Annotated in this window: 15 protein-coding genes; 10 read left to right on the top strand and 5 right to left on the bottom strand. The window is 66.3% G+C overall.

Annotation, left to right across the window (positions count from 1 at the left end; genetic code table 11):
* The 6 genes from ACLPJJ_RS04245 to ACLPJJ_RS04220 all read left to right on the top strand — a co-directional run.
* Positions 1 to 615 (top strand): SPASM domain-containing protein (locus tag ACLPJJ_RS04245; RefSeq protein ID WP_443589707.1); only part of this gene is annotated, 615 nt, incomplete at its 5' end.
* Positions 616 to 843: 228 nt separating this feature from the next.
* Entirely contained in the window at positions 844 to 1,536 is a 693-nt protein-coding gene (locus tag ACLPJJ_RS04240) for an SDR family oxidoreductase (RefSeq protein WP_443589706.1), read from the top strand.
* Between the two features lie 2 nt (positions 1,537 to 1,538).
* Complete coding sequence (locus ACLPJJ_RS04235; protein ID WP_443589705.1) at positions 1,539 to 2,222, top strand: lysophospholipid acyltransferase family protein; 684 nt, start codon at positions 1,539 to 1,541, stop codon at positions 2,220 to 2,222.
* Positions 2,219 to 3,445 (top strand): 3-deoxy-D-manno-octulosonic acid transferase, encoded by a 1,227-nt coding sequence (locus tag ACLPJJ_RS04230; RefSeq protein ID WP_443589704.1) that lies wholly within the window; start codon positions 2,219 to 2,221, stop codon positions 3,443 to 3,445. The genes ACLPJJ_RS04235 and ACLPJJ_RS04230 overlap by 4 nt, the downstream gene beginning before the upstream one ends.
* Complete coding sequence (lpxK, locus tag ACLPJJ_RS04225; RefSeq protein WP_443589703.1) at positions 3,442 to 4,380, top strand: tetraacyldisaccharide 4'-kinase; 939 nt, start codon at positions 3,442 to 3,444, stop codon at positions 4,378 to 4,380. Before ACLPJJ_RS04230 ends, lpxK begins: the two co-directional genes overlap by 4 nt.
* The gene (locus ACLPJJ_RS04220) at positions 4,377 to 5,294 is read left to right on the top strand and encodes a lysophospholipid acyltransferase family protein (protein WP_443589702.1); all 918 of its coding nucleotides are present in this window, start codon (positions 4,377 to 4,379) and stop codon (positions 5,292 to 5,294) included. The genes lpxK and ACLPJJ_RS04220 overlap by 4 nt, the downstream gene beginning before the upstream one ends.
* Here the strand turns inward: ACLPJJ_RS04220 and mgtA are convergent.
* The 3 genes from mgtA to ACLPJJ_RS04205 form a co-directional block, all read right to left on the bottom strand.
* Positions 5,291 to 7,891, bottom strand: coding sequence for a magnesium-translocating P-type ATPase (gene mgtA / locus ACLPJJ_RS04215; RefSeq protein ID WP_443589701.1), 2,601 nt, complete (start codon positions 7,889 to 7,891; stop codon positions 5,291 to 5,293). The two genes, ACLPJJ_RS04220 and mgtA, sit on opposite strands and share 4 nt — an antisense overlap.
* Positions 7,888 to 8,790, bottom strand: a complete 903-nt coding sequence (locus tag ACLPJJ_RS04210) for a YihY/virulence factor BrkB family protein (protein WP_443589700.1) — start codon at positions 8,788 to 8,790, stop codon at positions 7,888 to 7,890. The genes mgtA and ACLPJJ_RS04210 overlap by 4 nt, the downstream gene beginning before the upstream one ends.
* Positions 8,791 to 9,009: 219 nt before the next feature.
* Entirely contained in the window at positions 9,010 to 9,864 is an 855-nt protein-coding gene (locus ACLPJJ_RS04205) for an alpha/beta fold hydrolase (RefSeq protein WP_443589699.1), read from the bottom strand.
* Between the two features lie 43 nt (positions 9,865 to 9,907).
* On the opposite strand from ACLPJJ_RS04205, the gene ACLPJJ_RS04200 reads away from it, so the two are divergent.
* The 3 genes from ACLPJJ_RS04200 to ACLPJJ_RS04190 are packed head-to-tail and all read left to right on the top strand — an operon-like array spanning position 9,908 to position 12,303.
* Positions 9,908 to 11,050, top strand: a complete 1,143-nt coding sequence (locus ACLPJJ_RS04200) for a glycosyltransferase family 87 protein (RefSeq protein ID WP_443589698.1) — start codon at positions 9,908 to 9,910, stop codon at positions 11,048 to 11,050.
* On the top strand, positions 11,047 to 11,493 hold the full coding sequence (locus tag ACLPJJ_RS04195; protein ID WP_443589697.1) for an RDD family protein: 447 nt from the start codon (positions 11,047 to 11,049) through the stop codon (positions 11,491 to 11,493). The genes ACLPJJ_RS04200 and ACLPJJ_RS04195 overlap by 4 nt, the downstream gene beginning before the upstream one ends.
* Positions 11,494 to 11,538: 45 nt before the next feature.
* Positions 11,539 to 12,303 carry an arginyltransferase gene (locus tag ACLPJJ_RS04190; RefSeq protein ID WP_443589696.1) on the top strand — a complete coding sequence of 255 codons (765 nt, stop codon included), beginning with the start codon at positions 11,539 to 11,541 and terminating at the stop codon, positions 12,301 to 12,303.
* A 95-nt stretch (positions 12,304 to 12,398) separates the two neighbouring features.
* On the opposite strand, the gene ACLPJJ_RS04185 is transcribed toward ACLPJJ_RS04190, so the two are convergent.
* Both ACLPJJ_RS04185 and ACLPJJ_RS04180 read right to left on the bottom strand, forming a co-directional pair.
* Positions 12,399 to 14,285 carry a hypothetical protein gene (locus tag ACLPJJ_RS04185; RefSeq protein WP_443589695.1) on the bottom strand — a complete coding sequence of 629 codons (1,887 nt, stop codon included), beginning with the start codon at positions 14,283 to 14,285 and terminating at the stop codon, positions 12,399 to 12,401.
* Between the two features lie 10 nt (positions 14,286 to 14,295).
* Positions 14,296 to 15,222, bottom strand: coding sequence for a mitochondrial fission ELM1 family protein (locus tag ACLPJJ_RS04180; protein WP_443589694.1), 927 nt, complete (start codon positions 15,220 to 15,222; stop codon positions 14,296 to 14,298).
* 79 nt (positions 15,223 to 15,301) lie between these two features.
* On the opposite strand from ACLPJJ_RS04180, the gene ACLPJJ_RS04175 reads away from it, so the two are divergent.
* Positions 15,302 to 15,982, top strand: a 681-nt coding sequence (locus ACLPJJ_RS04175) for a peptidase M14 (protein ID WP_443589693.1), incomplete at its 3' end; no start/stop codon positions are given.

Here is a 15,982-nt window from a genome sequence, read left to right as displayed (position 1 = left end):
TCTATGGGAAGCGGCGCCTCGAACAGGTCTGGCATTGCAGCCGGCCGGACCGGGGCGAGCCAGATCGGGTTCCATAGCGAGGACGAGCGGATCGTCAGCAACATCAGAACGCTGAAATCCATCCGCGACTCTCATGGCAGTCAAACGCCGCATGTCTACATCAAGACCATCGACAGCGGTGATGCTGCCCGTAACGCTCGTTTCCGGACCCTGTTTCAGGATGTCGGCGATGAGACAGCTATCGAACCAGCCATGAACTGGAACGATAGCGTTGATGAAATTAACCTATCCGGCCTCGGCGAGCAGGTTCTCAATACGCCTTATCTTTCTCACAAGAAGGAGGTCTGCCCCTTTCCATTCTACACGCTGGTCATCAACGCAGATCTGCAGGTGACGGTCTGTTGCACGGACTGGCGGAAGGAAACGGTTGTCGGCAACCTTAAAGCGCAATCACTTGAAGAAATATGGAGGGGCGAGGCAATGCGAAATTTCCGCCTAACCCACCTGGAACGGCGGCGGCTTGAAATCCCGGCATGCACGAAATGCACCTACCTTTACACCACACCCGACAATATCGACGAACTTTCCGCAGCAGAATTTTTAAGACGGGGCTGAAGCCGCCTCGCCAAAACCCATATCATCAGCACCAGTATCCGGTTCTCGATCGGGCGGTGGGCCTCCACACGAGCGCGCCCGGGCCGCAGAGATAGATATCCCGCCCGTCCGCGCCATATCACCGCAATGTAGGCTAGGAAAAGCCAGAATTCAGACACAACCGGCCAAGCATAAGCGCCTGGCGGACTTAAACAGTTCGCGGCTGACCAACAGCAGAGGAGCGGAATCATGGCGGTGTATCTCATCACTGGCGGAGCGCGCGGCATTGGTGCCGGCATTGCGCGGAGGCTGGCGGCGGCGGGCGGCACGGTGATTATCGCCGACAAGGAAAAGGCCAAGGTGGACGGCGCGCGCAGCGTGATCTGCGACGTGTCGGACGAGGCCCAGGTGGCCAGCCTGCTCATGGGCATCGAGGCGCTGGAGGGCCAGCTGAATGGGCTCGTCTGCAATGCCGGGTGCATGGTCCGCAAACCGGTGGAGACGCTGACGCTGGATGAATGGAACAGCGTGCTGGCGACAAATCTCACCAGCACCTTCCTGCTGGTGAAGGCGGCTGCCCCCCTGCTGCGCGCGGCCACGGGGGCGGTGGTCACCATCACCTCCACCCGCGCCCATATGTCCGAGCCGGATACCGAGGCTTACGCCGCCTCCAAGGGCGGGCTGCTGGCGCTCACCCACGCCCTGGCCATCTCGCTCGGCCCCGAGATCCGCGTGAACTGCATCTCCCCCGGATGGATCGACACCGGACATTACGAAATCCGCCCCGAGGACCACGCCCAGCACCCGGCCGGGCGCGTCGGCACGGTGGAAGACATCGCCGAGCTGGCGGCGTTTCTGCTCAGCGACAAGGCCGGGTTCATCACCGGGGCGGAATTCATCGCCGATGGCGGCATGACGCGGAAAATGATCTACGCCGAGTAGGCATGGCGGGCGCCAGATGCTACCCGCGCTACGTGAAGAAATTCTTGAAATCGGCCCCGATGCAGGCCGCCCTGGCCTGGGCGGTGGCGGCCTATATTCAGCTTATCGTCCGCACCCAGCGCTGGCGGATTGAGGGCGAGGAACATGCGCGCACGGCTTTAACCGCGCCGGTGGTGGCCGCGCTCTGGCACGAGGCGCTTCCCGCCTCGCCCGTGTTGTGGCGGCTGGTGCGGCGCCTGGGCATGCGGCGCGGCGTGGCGGTACTGGCCAGCCGGCACCGGGACGGTCAACTGATCGGCAATGTCATGCGCCATCTGGGCATGGAGCTGGTCTCCGGTTCGTCCTCGCGCGGCGGAACCGTGGCAGCGGACGCCCTGATCCAGGCCCTGGCCGAGGGCAGGCATGTGGCCATGACGCCGGACGGCCCGCGGGGCCCCCGCCGTGTGGCGGCACCGGGCGTGGCACGCCTTGCGGCGCTGAGCGGCGCCAAGGTGCTGCCCTTCGGCGTCTGGACCTCCCGCGCCATCCCCCTGAACAGCTGGGACAAGATGCGCCTGCCATTGCCCTTCGGACGCGGGGTTCTCGTGGTCGGCGCGCCAATCTCCGTGGAAGGCCCCTGGGAGGACGCGCTGCCGCGCATCCAGGCGGCGCTGAACACGGTGCAGGATAAGGCGGCCGCCGGATGATGATGCGCCTCTACACCGCAACCACCACCCTTGCCGCCCCCCTGCTGCGGCGCATGCTGTGGGGCCGTGCCGCGCGGGGCAAGGAAATTACCGCCCGCCTGCCCGAGCGCGAGGGCATCACCACCCTGCCCCGGCCGGATGGCCGGCTCGTCTGGGTGCATGCGGCGAGCGTGGGGGAGACGATGTCCGTGCTGCCCGTGCTGCGCGAACTGGCGGCGCGGGTGCCGGTGCTGCTCACCACCGGCACCGTGACCTCCGCCAAGCTGGCGGCGGAGCGCCTGCCCGCAGGCGCGCTGCACCAATTCGTGCCGCTGGACGTGCCCGCCTGGGTGGCCCGCTTCCTCGGCCATTGGCGGCCAGATGCGGCAGTGTTCGTGGAAAGCGAGATCTGGCCCAATCTGCTGCGCGGCTGCGATGCACGCGGGATAAAACGCGTGCTGCTGAACGGGCGCATCTCCGCGCGCTCCACCAGCAACTGGCGGCGCGTGCCGCATCTGGCGCGGCGGCTGCTTGGCGGCTATGCCGCCGTCCATGCCCAATCCGCCGCCGATGCCGCGAATTTCCGCACCCTTGGCGCACCGAACGTGCTGGAATGGGGCAATTTGAAATTCTTCGCCGCCCCGCTGCCGGTGGATGACGCGGCGCTGGCGGCGCTGAAGGCGCAAATCCCCGGCCCGGCCTGGCTCGCGGCCAGCACGCATCCGGGCGAAGAGGAATTAGTTGCCACAGCCCATGCAACGCTGCTGGCCGAATACCCAAACCTCGTCACCATCATCGTGCCGCGCCACCCGGAGCGCGGGGCGGAGGTGGCGGCACTCTGCGGCAATGCCCCCCGGCGCAGCCTGGGTCAGGCGCCGGTGCCGGGCAAGATCTACGTCGCGGACACGCTGGGCGAGCTTGGCCTGTTCTTCCGCCTCGCCCCCTTCGCCTTCATCGGCAATTCGCTGGTGGGCTTTGGCGGACACAACATCATCGAACCCGCGCTGCTGGCCCGCCCGGTGCTGGCCGGGCCGCACCTGGAGAACTTCACCGAGGCTGCCCAGCGCCTCACCGAGGCCCGCGCCCTGGTGCAGGTGAATGATGCCGCCGCTCTGGCCGAGGCGGCACGGGCCTGGCTGGCAACTCCTGAAGCGGCACGCGAAGCGGGGCAACGCGCCGCCGCCTGCTTTGCCGAGGCCGCGCATCTGCCCTCACGCCTCGCCCAGCTGGTGCTGACGCCATGAAGGCCCCGGCATTCTGGGCCAAGCGCGGCCTGCCGGCGCAGCTGCTGCGGCCCTTCAGCCTCATCACGCGCATCGCCACGGCGCACCGGGTCAACCGCCCGGGCTTCGCGCCCGGCATCAAGGTCATCTGCATCGGCAATGCCGGGGTCGGCGGCGCGGGCAAAACCATCGTGGCGCTGGACGTGCTTTCGCGCATTCACGGTGCCTTCGCCCTCACGCGCGGCTATGGCGGCATGCTCGCCGGGCCGGTGCTGGTGAACAGATCCGTGCACACCGCAGAGCTGGTGGGCGACGAGGCGCTGCTCCTGGCCCAGGCGGCGCCGACCGTAGTGGCGCGTGACCGCGCCGCCGGGGCGCGCCTGGCCCTCGCCGAGGAAGCCAGCGCCATCGTCATGGATGACGGGCTGCAAAACCCGACGCTGCAAAAAGACCTCTCGCTGATGGTCATCGACGGCGGCTACGGCTTCGGCAACGGGCTGCTGCTGCCCGCCGGGCCGCTGCGCGAGCCGGTTGCCGAAGCCGCCGCCCGCTGCCAGGCCGCGGTGCTGATCGGCGAGGACGAGACCGGCGCCCTGGCCGCCCTGCCCCCGGACTTGCCGGTGCTGCGCGCCGCACTGGTGCCCGACTGCGCCGAGCCGCTGGAGCGGCGCCGGGTGATCGCCTTCGCGGGCATCGGCCGGCCAGAAAAATTCTTCCGCTCCGTGCTCTCCCTTGGCGCCGAGATCGTCAACCGCCACGCCTTCCCCGACCATCACGCCTACACCACGCGGGACGTGACGGCGCTGCTCGTCGAGGCCGCCGACAAAGCTACGCTGCTGGTGACGACAGAGAAGGATTACGTGAAGCTGCCAGCACCCTTGCGCAAAGGCTGCGTGGTGGTACGCGCGAAGCTACGCTGGGAAGACACAGCTGCCTTGGAAAAACTGCTGCGATGAGCAACGAAAAAATCAAACTCGGCCACCGGCTTGAGGCCGCCATCGTATGGGTGCTGATAAAGGCATTGCAGCCCTTCCGCCCGGAGACCGCCTCGCGCATCGGCGGCGCGGTGGCGGGGGCCATCGGCCCGCTGATCCCGACATCGAAGATCGCGGACAAGAATCTCCGCCTCGCCATGCCGGAACTCTCCGCCGTAGAGCGCAAGAAGATCGTCAAAGAGTGCTGGCAGAACCTGGGGCAGACGGCGGCGGAGCTGGTGCGCATCGGCTGCATCAAGGAAACCGAGAGCGGCCCCGGCTACAAATTCATCGGCTGGGAGGAGAACGTCGTCCCCGCACTGAAGAACGGAACGGACGGGCCGTCGATCTTCATCACCGGCCATATCGCCAATTGGGAGATCACCCCGCCCGCCGCCTTCGCCCGTGGCGTCGATGTTGGCTTCATGTACCGCGCCGCCTCCAACCCGCTGGTCAACGACATGATCCTACGCCTGCGCGAGGCGAATTTCGGCCGCAAGGTGACGATGTTCCCCAAGGGTGCCGCGGGCGCGCGCGCCGCCTACGCGCATCTGCTCAAGGGCGGGCATCTCGGCCTGCTGGTGGACCAGAAGCTTGATACCGGCATCGCCGCGCCATTATTCGGCCATGAGGCGATGACCATGGACGCGATGGCCAGCTTCGCGCTCAAATTCCGCTGCCCGGTGCTCCCGGTGCATGTGGTGCGCGTGGCCCCGGCGCGGCTGCATATCATCTGCGAACCACCGATGCCCCTGCCCGACAGCGGCGACAAAGCCGCAGACGCGCTGGCCCTGACCACCGCGATGAACCAGACCCTCGAACGCTGGATCAGGGAAAAGCCCGGCGCCTGGCTATGGCTGCACCGGCGCTGGCCCAAGGCGCTGTACCGGGGCTAGAGGCCCCAGCGGCGGATGAACCAGGTCTTCACCAGCGTGGTGAGCACTGCGTAGCTGAGCAGGAAACTGGCGACGATCGGCCAGAACAGGCCCGGCAGCTTCACGAAGCCCAAAGTGGCGCCGAGCGGCGTGAACGGCAGCGCGATGCCGATGGCGCAGATGATCAGCGTGGCGGCAATCAGCGGCGGGCTCGCCCAGCTCTCCACGAACGGGATATGCGCGGTGCGGATGATATGGATGATGAGCGTCTGCGTCAGGATCGATTCCACGAACCAGCCGGTCTGGAACAGCGCCGGATTGTTCCAGCAGTGGAACACGTAGAGCATGGTGAAAAAGGTGGTGTAGTCGAAGATCGAGCTGATCGGGCCGATGAAGATCATGAACCGGGTGATGTTGCCCAGCTCCCATTTGCGCGGGCTGGTCAGATATTCCTCATCCACCTTATCGGTCGGGATCGCCGTCTGCGAGAAGTCGTAGAGCAGATTGTTGGTCAGCACCTGGATGGGCATCATCGGCAGGAACGGCAGGAAAATGCTCGCCCCCAGCACGCTGAACATGTTCCCGAAATTCGAGCTGGCGCCCATCTTGATGTACTTGATGATATTGCCGAACACCTCGCGCCCGGCGAGCACGCCGTCATTCAACACGGAGAGATTCTTCTCCAGCAGAATGATGCCCGCGCTCTCTTTCGCGATGTCGACTGCGGTATCGACAGAAACGCCAACATCCGCCTTTTTCAGCGCCGGGCCGTCATTGATGCCATCTCCCAGGAAACCAACAACATGCTTGCGCGCCTGCAACGCCGCGATGATGCGCGCCTTCTGCTCCGGGGAGACCTTGGCGAACACGTTGGCGCGCTCGGCGGCAGTGGTCAGCTCGGCATCGCTCATCGCCTCCACCTCGCGCCCCAGCAGAAGCCCGGTGATCTCCAGCCCGACGTCCCGGCAGACCTTGCGGGTGACGAGATCGTTGTCGCCGGTGATGATCTTCACCGCCACGCCGGAAGCTTCCAGCCGGGCGATGGCGGCGGAGGCAGTCTCCTTCGGCGGATCGACGAAGGCGATAAAGCCTCGTAGGGTCAGCCCGGACTCATCGGCGGCGCTGAAATCATTCAGCCGCTCCGGCGGGAACTTCCGGGTGGCCACCGCAACGACGCGGAACCCGTCCTCATTCATCTCCCGCGTCACGACCCCAATCTTCTCCAGCTCGGCCGCGTCCAGCACGTGTTGTTCGCCGTTCAGCTCGTAACCGATGCAAACACTCAGCATCTCCTCCACCGCACCCTTGCAAATGAGCAGCGGCGCGCCCCCCGGCTTGCGCACCACCACGGAGAGGCGCCTGCGGGTGAAGTCGAAGGGAATTTCGTCGAGCTTGGAAAAACCCGTGTCCAAGTTGATATGCTCTTCCAGTTCGGCATGCTCCAGCACGGCATGGTCGAGCACGTTCTTCAGCCCGCTCTGGAAATGGCTGTTGACGTAGGCGAGCATCAGCACGCCGTCATCCACAGCGCCATGGACGTCCAGATGCAGTTTCATGATGATGCGGTCCTGCGTCAGCGTGCCGGTCTTGTCCGTGCACAGCACGTCCATGGCGCCGAAATTCTGGATCGCGTTCAGCCGCTTCACGATCACCCGCCGGCGCGCCATCATGATCGCGCCGCGCGCCAGGTTCACGGTCACGATCATCGGCAGCATCTCGGGCGTCAGCCCGACGGCGACGGCCACCGCGAACAGCGCCGCCTCCAGCCAGTTATGCTTGGTCAGCCCGTTGATGAGAAACACCGCTGGCGCCATGACCAGGATGAAGCGGATCATCAGTCCGGCGAAACCGGCTATGCCGCGGTCGAAGCTCGTTTTCCCGTGCTGGCCCACGATCTTGTCCGCCAGCTGGCCGAAGCTGGTAGCCTCCCCCGTATGCAGCACCACGGCCGTGGCAAAACCGCTGATCACGTTCGAGCCCATGAAGCAGACGTTCTGCAGTGCGAACGCATCATCCACCGCCGAACCCTGCGGCAGGGAGGATTTCTCCTGCGGCATCGACTCGCCCGTGAGCGCGGACTGGTTGATATAGAGATCCTTGTCGGTGAGCAGCCGCACATCGGCGGGGATCATGTCGCCAGCGGAGAGACGAATGATATCGCCGGGCACCAGCTCATCGAGCCCGATCTCGGCGTAGCCCTCCTCATCCGCCCCAGGCGTGCCGGGCCGGCGCACCGTGGCGTGGATCTTCACCATATTGGCGAGCTGCGCAGCGGCGGTGCTGGAGCGATGCTCCTGGATGAAGCCCAGCCCGACGCTGAGCGTGACCATGACGGCGATGACGATGGCCGAGCGCGCATCCTGCGCCAGGACCCAAGAGGCGGCTGCCAGCACCAGCAGCATAAGGTTGAGCGGCGTCTTGGCATTGCGCCACAGCTCGGCGAGCACGCTCAGGCGTTCCTCGCGGGCGATGCGGTTGGGGCCGAAGCGCTTCAGCCGCGCGGCCACTTCGGCGGAGCTTAAGCCTTCCGGCATGGCGCCCAGGCGGGTGCAAACCGCCTCCGGCGCCAGCGCCGCGATCTCAGCAAGGTCATGCGGGGCGGGGGGCTTGCCGGTCATGGCGCGCCCATCTGCAGGCCCTTTGCCTCCTGGCTGGCCCGGTGCAGCTTGTAGTGCCGCCATTCGCGGTCCAGCGCTGCGTTCACCTCGGCACCGAACAGCACCACATAGGCGGAAATGTAGAACCACATCATCAAGCCAATCAGTGTTGCGAGCGGGCCATAAAGCACGCTGTACGCGGCGAACCGCCCGACATAGAGGCCAAACGCCCAGGAGGCGAGCAGCCACAGGACAGTGGCGATGACCGCGCCCGGGGCGTGAAACACGCGGCCCGTTCCCGCCGGGCCGAAGCGGTAGAGCAGCCCCAGGGCCACCAGCAGGAACACGATCATCGCCGCGGCGCTGATCAGCCCGACAAGAAAGGTGGTGGAGCCGGAGAGGCCGAGAAACGCCAGCGCCACCGGCAGAAAAACGAGGAAGCCAACGGCCATCGCGGTGCCGATGATGGCGACCAGCGTCATGCCCATTGCCACAAGCTGGAAGCGGACGATGCCGCGCGTCTCGCGTTCATGGTAGGCGAGCGACAGAGCGTTCAGCACCGATTTGGTGCCGGTGGAGGACGACCAAAGTGAAATCGCCAGCGAGATGAGGAAGCTTAAGCCAAGCCCCTTGGCCGGCTGGGCAATAACGCTCTGGATGCGGTCCGAGATCAGCGAGAACGCCGCCGGCGGCATGAAACTTTGAAGATAATGCAGCTGCGGCTGCACGGTGTCCGGATTGTACACCAGCCCGTAGAGCGAGATGAGCATGGTGATGGTGGGAAACAGCGCCAGCGTGGCGTAGAAGGCGCATCCGGCCGCAACCAGGGAGACCCGTTGCGAGGCCGTCGCCCGCCCTGCGGAGAGCAAGGCGCGCCGGAGCAGCGGCAGATGCGCGCGGAAGACGAATCGGTCAGCCATCGGGCTGGATTTTAATCGCATCCGGCACGGTGGCAAACCTGTCACGCCACCGACACAAAAACCTCATCCGCTGCCTAGAGCCCCTTGTAAAACCCGCTAGGCTGAACCGAATGGCGCCGCTTTTTGAGCACCGGAGCGGAGCGTACATTGAAGTACGTGAGCACCGGAGCAGAGAAATGCGGTGCCATTCGGCCAGCATAATAGGGTTTTGCTGGGGCTCTACAGGCCGGCGAGCAAGAACGCCTTGATCCGCGCCATCGATTCATAATCCATCAGCGCCGGGGCGTGGCCCGCATCCTCCACCACATAGCCCTCCGCGCCGGATTCCAGCATGCGGGTATAAACCGGCTCGGTCAGCAGATCGCTCTGCGCGCCGCGAATGACGAGCCGGGGGACCTGGATCAGGCCCCAGAGCGGCCACATATCCGCATCCAGCGGCACCGAGGCGAGTATCGGCTCGATAATCTTGGGGTCGTAATGCATGGCGAACGCCCCCTCCCCGGTCTGGTCCAGCACCCGCCGGGCGGAGAAGCGGGCGAGATGCGCCCATTGCGCGTCGCTCAGCTTGCCGAACGGCGCGTGCACCAGGCGCAGATGCGCCTCCAGCGCCGCCATGGAGACAAAGCGCTCCGGCGCAACGCTCATGTAGTCGCGGATGCGCTTGAGCGAGATGGCGGGGATCTGCGCGCCGACATCGTTGAGCACCAGCCGCGTGATCGGGGCGTTCTGCGCGGCGGCGATCATCATGCCGCAGATCCCGCCAAGCGAGGTGCCCACCCACGCCACCGGCTTGTTCAGCTGGGCCAGCAGATGCGCCAGCGCCACCACATAGCTTGGCGGCTGATAGGCCATTGATTCGGACAGCCAATCCGACTTTCCGCGCCCCGGCAGATCAGGGCAGATCACATGGAAACGGTCGGACAGCGCCTCCGCCAGCGCGTCGAAATCCCGCCCGTTGCGGGTGAGCCCGTGCACGCACACCACGGCGGGCGCCGCCGGGTTGCCGGATTCGACATAGGCCATTTTGTAGAACCTGGTGCCGAACAGATAGTTGACTGAACCCGCGCGCGGCATATGCCCTCCATCGACCGTAACCAGAAGCTGCTCTAAGGCTTAGATGATGCCAACCCCGCCCACAACTGGCCTGCACCGCATGGCGTTGACCGCCGTGCTGACGCTGTGCGCGACGCTGAACGGGGTCACGCTGGTCTGGATGCTAGCCAAGCAGCCGCACATCAACGCCGATTTCCTTGGTTTCTGGGCCTATCCGCGCTTCTCGCCTCTTCTGGAAATCTATAACCCGGATGCCATGATGCGCTTCCAGCAGGCGCTATACCCAGGTTTCAAGAGCTATTACCCGTTCACCTACCCGCCGGATTTCCTCCTCGCCACCCCATGGTTACGCGATCTAAGCTACACTACCGCGAAGACGGTTTGGACGCTTGCCGGGCTCACGGCGTTTACAGCGGCGGGGCTGGGGCTTTTCAAGGGCCGGACGGTACCGGTGCTCGCGCTGCTGGCCAGCCCCGCGGCGCTGCTCACCCTGGTGCTGGGGCAGACGTCATTCTTCGCCGGCGCCCTGCTGCTGGGGGGGCTGGCGCTTCTGCGAGAACGGCCGGTGCTGGCAGGCATCGCCTTCGGCTTACTCACGCTGAAGCCACAAATGGGACTGTTACTGCCCTTGCTGCTACTGGCAAGGTGCGAGTGGCGGACGATCGCCGCCGCCGTGCTTACGGCCGGTGCGCTGGTGATGCTCTCCTGCGCCCTGCTGCCGCCGGAACTGTGGCGGCTCTGGGTGCAATCCCTACCGCAGATCCAGCGCGACTACTTCAGCGGCGGCGCGAATTTGAACGTGATGATCACCCCGGCGGCAAATTTGCGGCATCTTGGCGCATCACCCGCCCTGGCCATAGCCGTACAAACCATCTGCGGCCTTGGGGCAGCCGGAGCGGTGGTCACTACTGCACGCCGGACGGAGTATGGGCTGGCGGTGGCGGTGCTGCTGACCGCAACCTTGCTGGCACAGCCGCACGCCTACGCCTATGACGCCGTGATCCTCCCCGCCGCCCTGGCTCTAGGCTGGCGCGCAAACTGCCCAGCCTGGCTCAAGGTGCTCGGTGGGATCGTTTACCTGGCGCCACTTGCCATGCTCTCCCCGCTTGCATCCTGGTGCCTCTACGCCCCGCCTCTGGCGCTGCTATTGGCCGGGTTGACGGCGCTTGCGCTGAAGGCGCCTCGCGGCGCAAACTCCCCGGCATGACCAGGTTCCTCTCCACCCCGCCGCTCGACCCGCGCCTGACCGACGGCGTGCTGCCACGCCGCTTCCTGGCGCTGCTGGTGGATTGCCTCGTCCTCAGCATGCTCGGCTCGGTGGCGGCGCTGCTCATCGCCGTGTTCGGCGTGCTCACGCTGGGCATAGGCTGGCTCGCCTTTCACGTCATCCCGCTGATCCCGCTGGTGTATTACACGCTGCTGATCGGCAGTTCCGGCGCCACGCCGGGGCAGCGCCTGGCCGGGCTCACCGTCCGGCAGGACGACGACTGGACCGCACGTCCCAACCTCGCCCAGGCGCTGGTCTGGGCCGTGCTGCTCTGGCTCAGCTTCGTGCTGGTCGGCATTCCGTTCCTTCTGGCGCTGCTCAACCCGCGCGGCCGCGCCACGCATGACATCCTCTCAGGGCTGGTGATCATCCGCGCCACGTAAATTCCTGTTGACGCGGTGGGGTCGAGACCCAAACATAGCTCTGCAATGAGCTTCAAGCCCCCCCGCCGTCCGCATTTCTTCTACACCACGGCGCCTCTGCCCTGCCCTTACGTGCCCGGGCGCACGGAGCGCAAGGTGGTGACGGAACTGGCTGGCGTCTCGGCGGAATCCTTGCACGACAAGCTTTCCCGCGGCGGCTTCCGGCGCAGCCACAACATCGCCTACGCGCCTGTCTGCCCGGGCTGCACCGCCTGCCTGCCCATCCGCATCCGCGCGCGTGATTTCGCGCCGAACAAGACCCAGCGGCGCGTCGCCCGCATCAACGCCGATCTCTCGGTGCAGGAGATGCCGCCCCGCGCCACGGCCGAGCAGTACCAGCTGTTCCAGACCTACCAGCAAATCCGCCATGGCGAGGGCGACATGGCGGCGATGAGCTTCTACGACTACCGCGCCATGATCGAGGACACCCCGATCGAGACCTCGGTCGTCGAATTCCGCCTGCCCGATGGCCGCCTCGCCGGCGCCTGCCTGACAGACCGCGTGGGCGACGGGCTCTCCGCCGTGTACTCGTTCTTCGACACCACGCTGGACGCCCGCTCGCTCGGCACCTACGCCATCATCTGGCTGGTGCAGCGGGCCGTGGAGCTGGAACTGCCGCATGTCTATCTCGGCTACTGGGTCGCCGAGAGCCGCAAGATGTCCTACAAGGCCAGGTTCCGCCCAAGCGAAGTGCTGCGCGGCGGGCAATGGGTGCCGCTGGGGGAACACCAAACCGCCCCAACGCGGAACGCCGCGCCGGCCATCGCCTAGACTAACACCGAGACGTCATTGCGAGCGCAGCGAAGCAATCCATCTTTCCCGGTACGTCACGGAGATGGATCGCCGCGCTACGCTCGCGATGACGTCTAAAACCCGAACATGTGGTCGAGCGAAAACCCGCCCGCGCCATCATCCACGCCGTGGAAGCCGAACAGGCGGCAGGTGGCATCACGGATCAGCACGTAGCCGGTCTCCCCGGCGGCGCTCAGATCATCGACGGAAAAATGTTCCAATGGCCGCACGATATACGAGCCGGAGCAGGCGATCTGGATCCGCGCCGCCGCCAGCTCCCGCCCGGCGCCGTCATAGAGTTCAAGCTCGGTGGAGGATTGCGGCACCCATGGCCCCGAGGCCGGGTAGATCAGCACGCAGAAGCTCTGCCGCCCGTCGAAGCCCAGTTTCAGGAACAGCCGCGTGGAGAGCCCCGGCGGCTTTCCGGTATAGCTTTGCGGCTCGTTCTTGTAGACCATCAGCGTGTTGAAGATATGCCCGCCGAAGCTGCTCTCCGCCGCGTGGCCGCTCTGGCGGTCCTCGAAGCGGAACAGCGCGTGCAGCCAGCCATTGGCCTCGCCGCCGAGGCGGAAATCATAGACCAGCTCGGCATGGCCGCCCTCGGGCAGCGCCCCCTCGGGCAGCATGTCGTCAAGGTCGAAGGCGCATTCATGCCTGCGCGGCAAGACGCCGAAATAATGCTCGCCCAGCTTGGCGCCGTCCGGCGCGAACACATCCAGCCGCAGCGGCGTGTTCTGCTCCGTCACCGCCATCGGGGTGGGCAGCACGATAGTCCTGAAGCGCCCGCGCGGCGGCACCGGGAAGGGCAGCAGGAAGCCGCGCCCCATCTCGGGATGCAAGGTCTTCAGCCCCTCATCGGGCTTGAGGTCGCCGCGCTCGACATTCACATGCGCGATGCGCGTACGGTCGCCGCGCTGCACCTCGTAGCGCGGGCGCACCACGTGGCGCCCGGCCAGAACCTCGAACTGCGCCGGCCATTGCACATCCGGGAACAGCTCCGCGACATCAAGCGCCAGCGTGGCGAAGGGCGGAATATCGGTATCCAGCGCCACCGGCATGCCCTCGCCCATGCGGTCCAGCGCCACACCCCCGGCCGCGATGGGCACGGCGTGGCTGTTCTGCACCCACAGGATCACGCGCTCATCCGCACGCGGCGCGGGCAGCCCGGCAAAGCGCTCGGAGGGCCAGGCATTGGCGTCATGCGTGCAGGAGAGCGAGGGACCGTTATCGGTGGCGTAGGTATCCAGGGCATATTTCACCACGTCATGCCCGGCGATGCCGGTGGCATGGATGAAGAGCTGCCCGGTGAAAGGCCCCAGGCCGAAGCGCCTGCGCATTGCCTGGCTGTCCAGCACATATCCCCCCGGCCCGGCGGGGGCTTCGTCGTCCCACTCGGCCAGCACCTGCCCGGCCTCGTCGAACAGGATGTGGAAGAACCGCACCTTGCCCGCGCCATATCCGGCCCAGTAATTGGCCGTGGTCAGGCGGGTGGCGAAATGCCCGTCATCACGGAAGAACACGAAATTCGTGGCGAAGTTCCGGGCATCCAGATAGCGCTCCGGCACGCTGCGCCATGCCGCGGGGAGCTTCACCTCATCCAGCGTCAGCACCTCAGCCCCTGCGGGGAGGAAGCGTTGCAGCCGCTCCGCCACGCGCCCGGCATCAAAGGCCGCGATGAGCACCGTCCGCACCCGCGCCTCGGGCAGCGCCGTCAGCGCCCGCGCGATATGCCCGCCGCGCACCTGGCCGATGGCCAGCACATCCTGCACGTAAACGCCCTCGACATCGAAATCCGGGCAGAGCGCCAGCAGCGGCCCGGCGAAGCCCTCCGGGTCCACCACCGCGACACTGCCAATCCGCCCCGCCAGCGCCGCCAGCGCCCGCGCCGCAACGGGATGCGCCAGCGCCTTGTAAACCGTGTTGCCGCCGCGGACGTTGTCAAACGTTTCAATATCAAGCATATTTTTTATCTCACAGGCCCAAACGACGGCGCAGTTCCGCCCCTGCTTCCGCCGTATCATCCAACGGCGCGGTGTTCCATAGGTCCAGCCTTCCGTCGAAGTCCCGCACCCGGCCATCTTTCACCAGCGCATCCATGAAGGCGCCGATGCGCGACGATTTTCCCGGCAGCCGCACCAGATACACCGGCGCGTGCGTCGCCACCGCCTCCGAGACCATGGACACGCTATCCGCCGTGGCGATGATGGCATCGGCGCAGGCCAGCATGCCGAAATACGGGTTCTCGCCGGTAAAATCCCAGATCCACGCGCCCAGCGGCTCAAGTGCGGCGCGCAGAATGGCGATTACCTCCGGCGCGGTGCGGCGCGAGGGAGTGACGACGAGCCCCGCCTCGCGCGCCACATTGGCGAGTTGCGCCGCCAAAGCGTGGGCTTGCGGCGCCTCGAACCGATAACGGCCATTGGAGCCGCCCAGCAGCACCGCCACCAGCGGGCGGCGATACGCGGCGAAGTGCGGCGCCCAATGCTCGCGCTCGGCGGCCAGCCGCGCCTGGGTCACGCGGTGCAGCGCCGTGCGGGTGACAATCACGTTCGGCCCGGTGATGCCGTCATGCCGGGCGGCGAGAATGGTGTCGAACTTGCCCAGCGCCATGCGCGGGTGCTGGATGGCGACGGCGCGGACATCCTTGCTCCGCAGCGCGGCTGCCACGCGCGAGCCCGCTCCGCCGCAGCCGAACACCACCGGCGGCAGCGGCGCCTCGAATGCCTCCGCGCCAACGGCAAGGCGCGGGTTGAACCAGAAACTGGTGGGGATCTTGTCCCAGGGCGGCAGAAAGCGCAGCGTGCGCATATCCGGCGCGAGCCCTGCGGCCTCGGCCAAGCCCAGCGCCTGGTTCCGCAAACCGGCGAGGTCGGTGCAAAAGAGTCTCACGATCTGCATGGCTCCGGCTTTGGCCGGAGCGGGGTGCCACGTCAACCCGCGGATTGCACCCCGCGCCAACCCGGTTACAGTGGCCATCATGAGTTCCGGTCCCCTCCCCGAAACCCTGCCGCAAAGCCCGCTCCCCGCCGGGCTGCCGGATTTCGGCATGGAAATCGTCCCGCCCTATCTCGCGCCCTTCGCCGCCGGCAATACCGGCGTGCCGGGCTTCACCACGCTCAATACCGGCGAGCCGGGTCCGCATGTTGTGGTGGTGTCATTAATTCATGGCAATGAGTTCGCAGGCGCCATCGTACTGGCCGAGCTGCTGCGCGCGGGCTTCACCCCGCTGCGCGGGCGCCTCACGCTCGGCTTCGCCAACCTCGCCGCCTTTGCCCGCTTCGACCCGGCAAATCCCCTGGCGTCGCGCTATGTCGAGGAAGACCTCAACCGCGTATGGGACGATTACCAGCTCTTCGGCGTACGCCGCTCGGCGGAGCTGAACCGCGCCCGCGAGATGAAGCCGGTGATAGACAGCGCCGACCTGCTGCTCGACCTGCACACCATGCTCTGGCCCTCGGAGCCGCTGCTGCTCTGCGGCGCGGGGACGCGCGGGCGGGAACTGGCGGTGGCGGTGGGCACGCCGGGGCTGGTGGTGGCCGATGCCGGGCACAAGGGCGGCAAGCGGCTGATCGATTACGGGCGCTTTACCGAGGGCGCCGAGCAGAAGGCCGCCTGCGTGCTGGTGGAGGCCGGGCAGCATTGGGAGGCCAAGGCCGTC

The organism is Acidocella sp. (assembly GCF_052326845.1).
In the GTDB taxonomy this organism is placed as follows: domain Bacteria; phylum Pseudomonadota; class Alphaproteobacteria; order Acetobacterales; family Acetobacteraceae; genus Acidocella.
Note: the sequence above shows the minus strand (reverse complement) of the source record. Positions and strands in the feature narration are given on the sequence as shown.

Excerpts from the sequence above, each read along its gene's own strand:
- ACLPJJ_RS04240 (WP_443589706.1), top strand. The coding sequence starts at position 844 with ATGGCGGTGTATCTCATCACTGGCGGAGCGCGCGGCATTGGTGCCGGC.
- ACLPJJ_RS04235 (WP_443589705.1), top strand. The coding sequence starts at position 1,539 with ATGGCGGGCGCCAGATGCTACCCGCGCTACGTGAAGAAATTCTTGAAA.
- ACLPJJ_RS04230 (WP_443589704.1), top strand. The coding sequence starts at position 2,219 with ATGATGATGCGCCTCTACACCGCAACCACCACCCTTGCCGCCCCCCTG.
- lpxK (WP_443589703.1), top strand. The coding sequence starts at position 3,442 with ATGAAGGCCCCGGCATTCTGGGCCAAGCGCGGCCTGCCGGCGCAGCTG.
- ACLPJJ_RS04220 (WP_443589702.1), top strand. The coding sequence starts at position 4,377 with ATGAGCAACGAAAAAATCAAACTCGGCCACCGGCTTGAGGCCGCCATC.
- mgtA (WP_443589701.1), bottom strand. The coding sequence starts at position 7,891 with ATGACCGGCAAGCCCCCCGCCCCGCATGACCTTGCTGAGATCGCGGCG.
- ACLPJJ_RS04210 (WP_443589700.1), bottom strand. The coding sequence starts at position 8,790 with ATGGCTGACCGATTCGTCTTCCGCGCGCATCTGCCGCTGCTCCGGCGC.
- ACLPJJ_RS04205 (WP_443589699.1), bottom strand. The coding sequence starts at position 9,864 with ATGCCGCGCGCGGGTTCAGTCAACTATCTGTTCGGCACCAGGTTCTAC.
- ACLPJJ_RS04200 (WP_443589698.1), top strand. The coding sequence starts at position 9,908 with ATGATGCCAACCCCGCCCACAACTGGCCTGCACCGCATGGCGTTGACC.
- ACLPJJ_RS04195 (WP_443589697.1), top strand. The coding sequence starts at position 11,047 with ATGACCAGGTTCCTCTCCACCCCGCCGCTCGACCCGCGCCTGACCGAC.
- ACLPJJ_RS04190 (WP_443589696.1), top strand. The coding sequence starts at position 11,539 with ATGAGCTTCAAGCCCCCCCGCCGTCCGCATTTCTTCTACACCACGGCG.
- ACLPJJ_RS04185 (WP_443589695.1), bottom strand. The coding sequence starts at position 14,285 with ATGCTTGATATTGAAACGTTTGACAACGTCCGCGGCGGCAACACGGTT.
- ACLPJJ_RS04180 (WP_443589694.1), bottom strand. The coding sequence starts at position 15,222 with ATGCAGATCGTGAGACTCTTTTGCACCGACCTCGCCGGTTTGCGGAAC.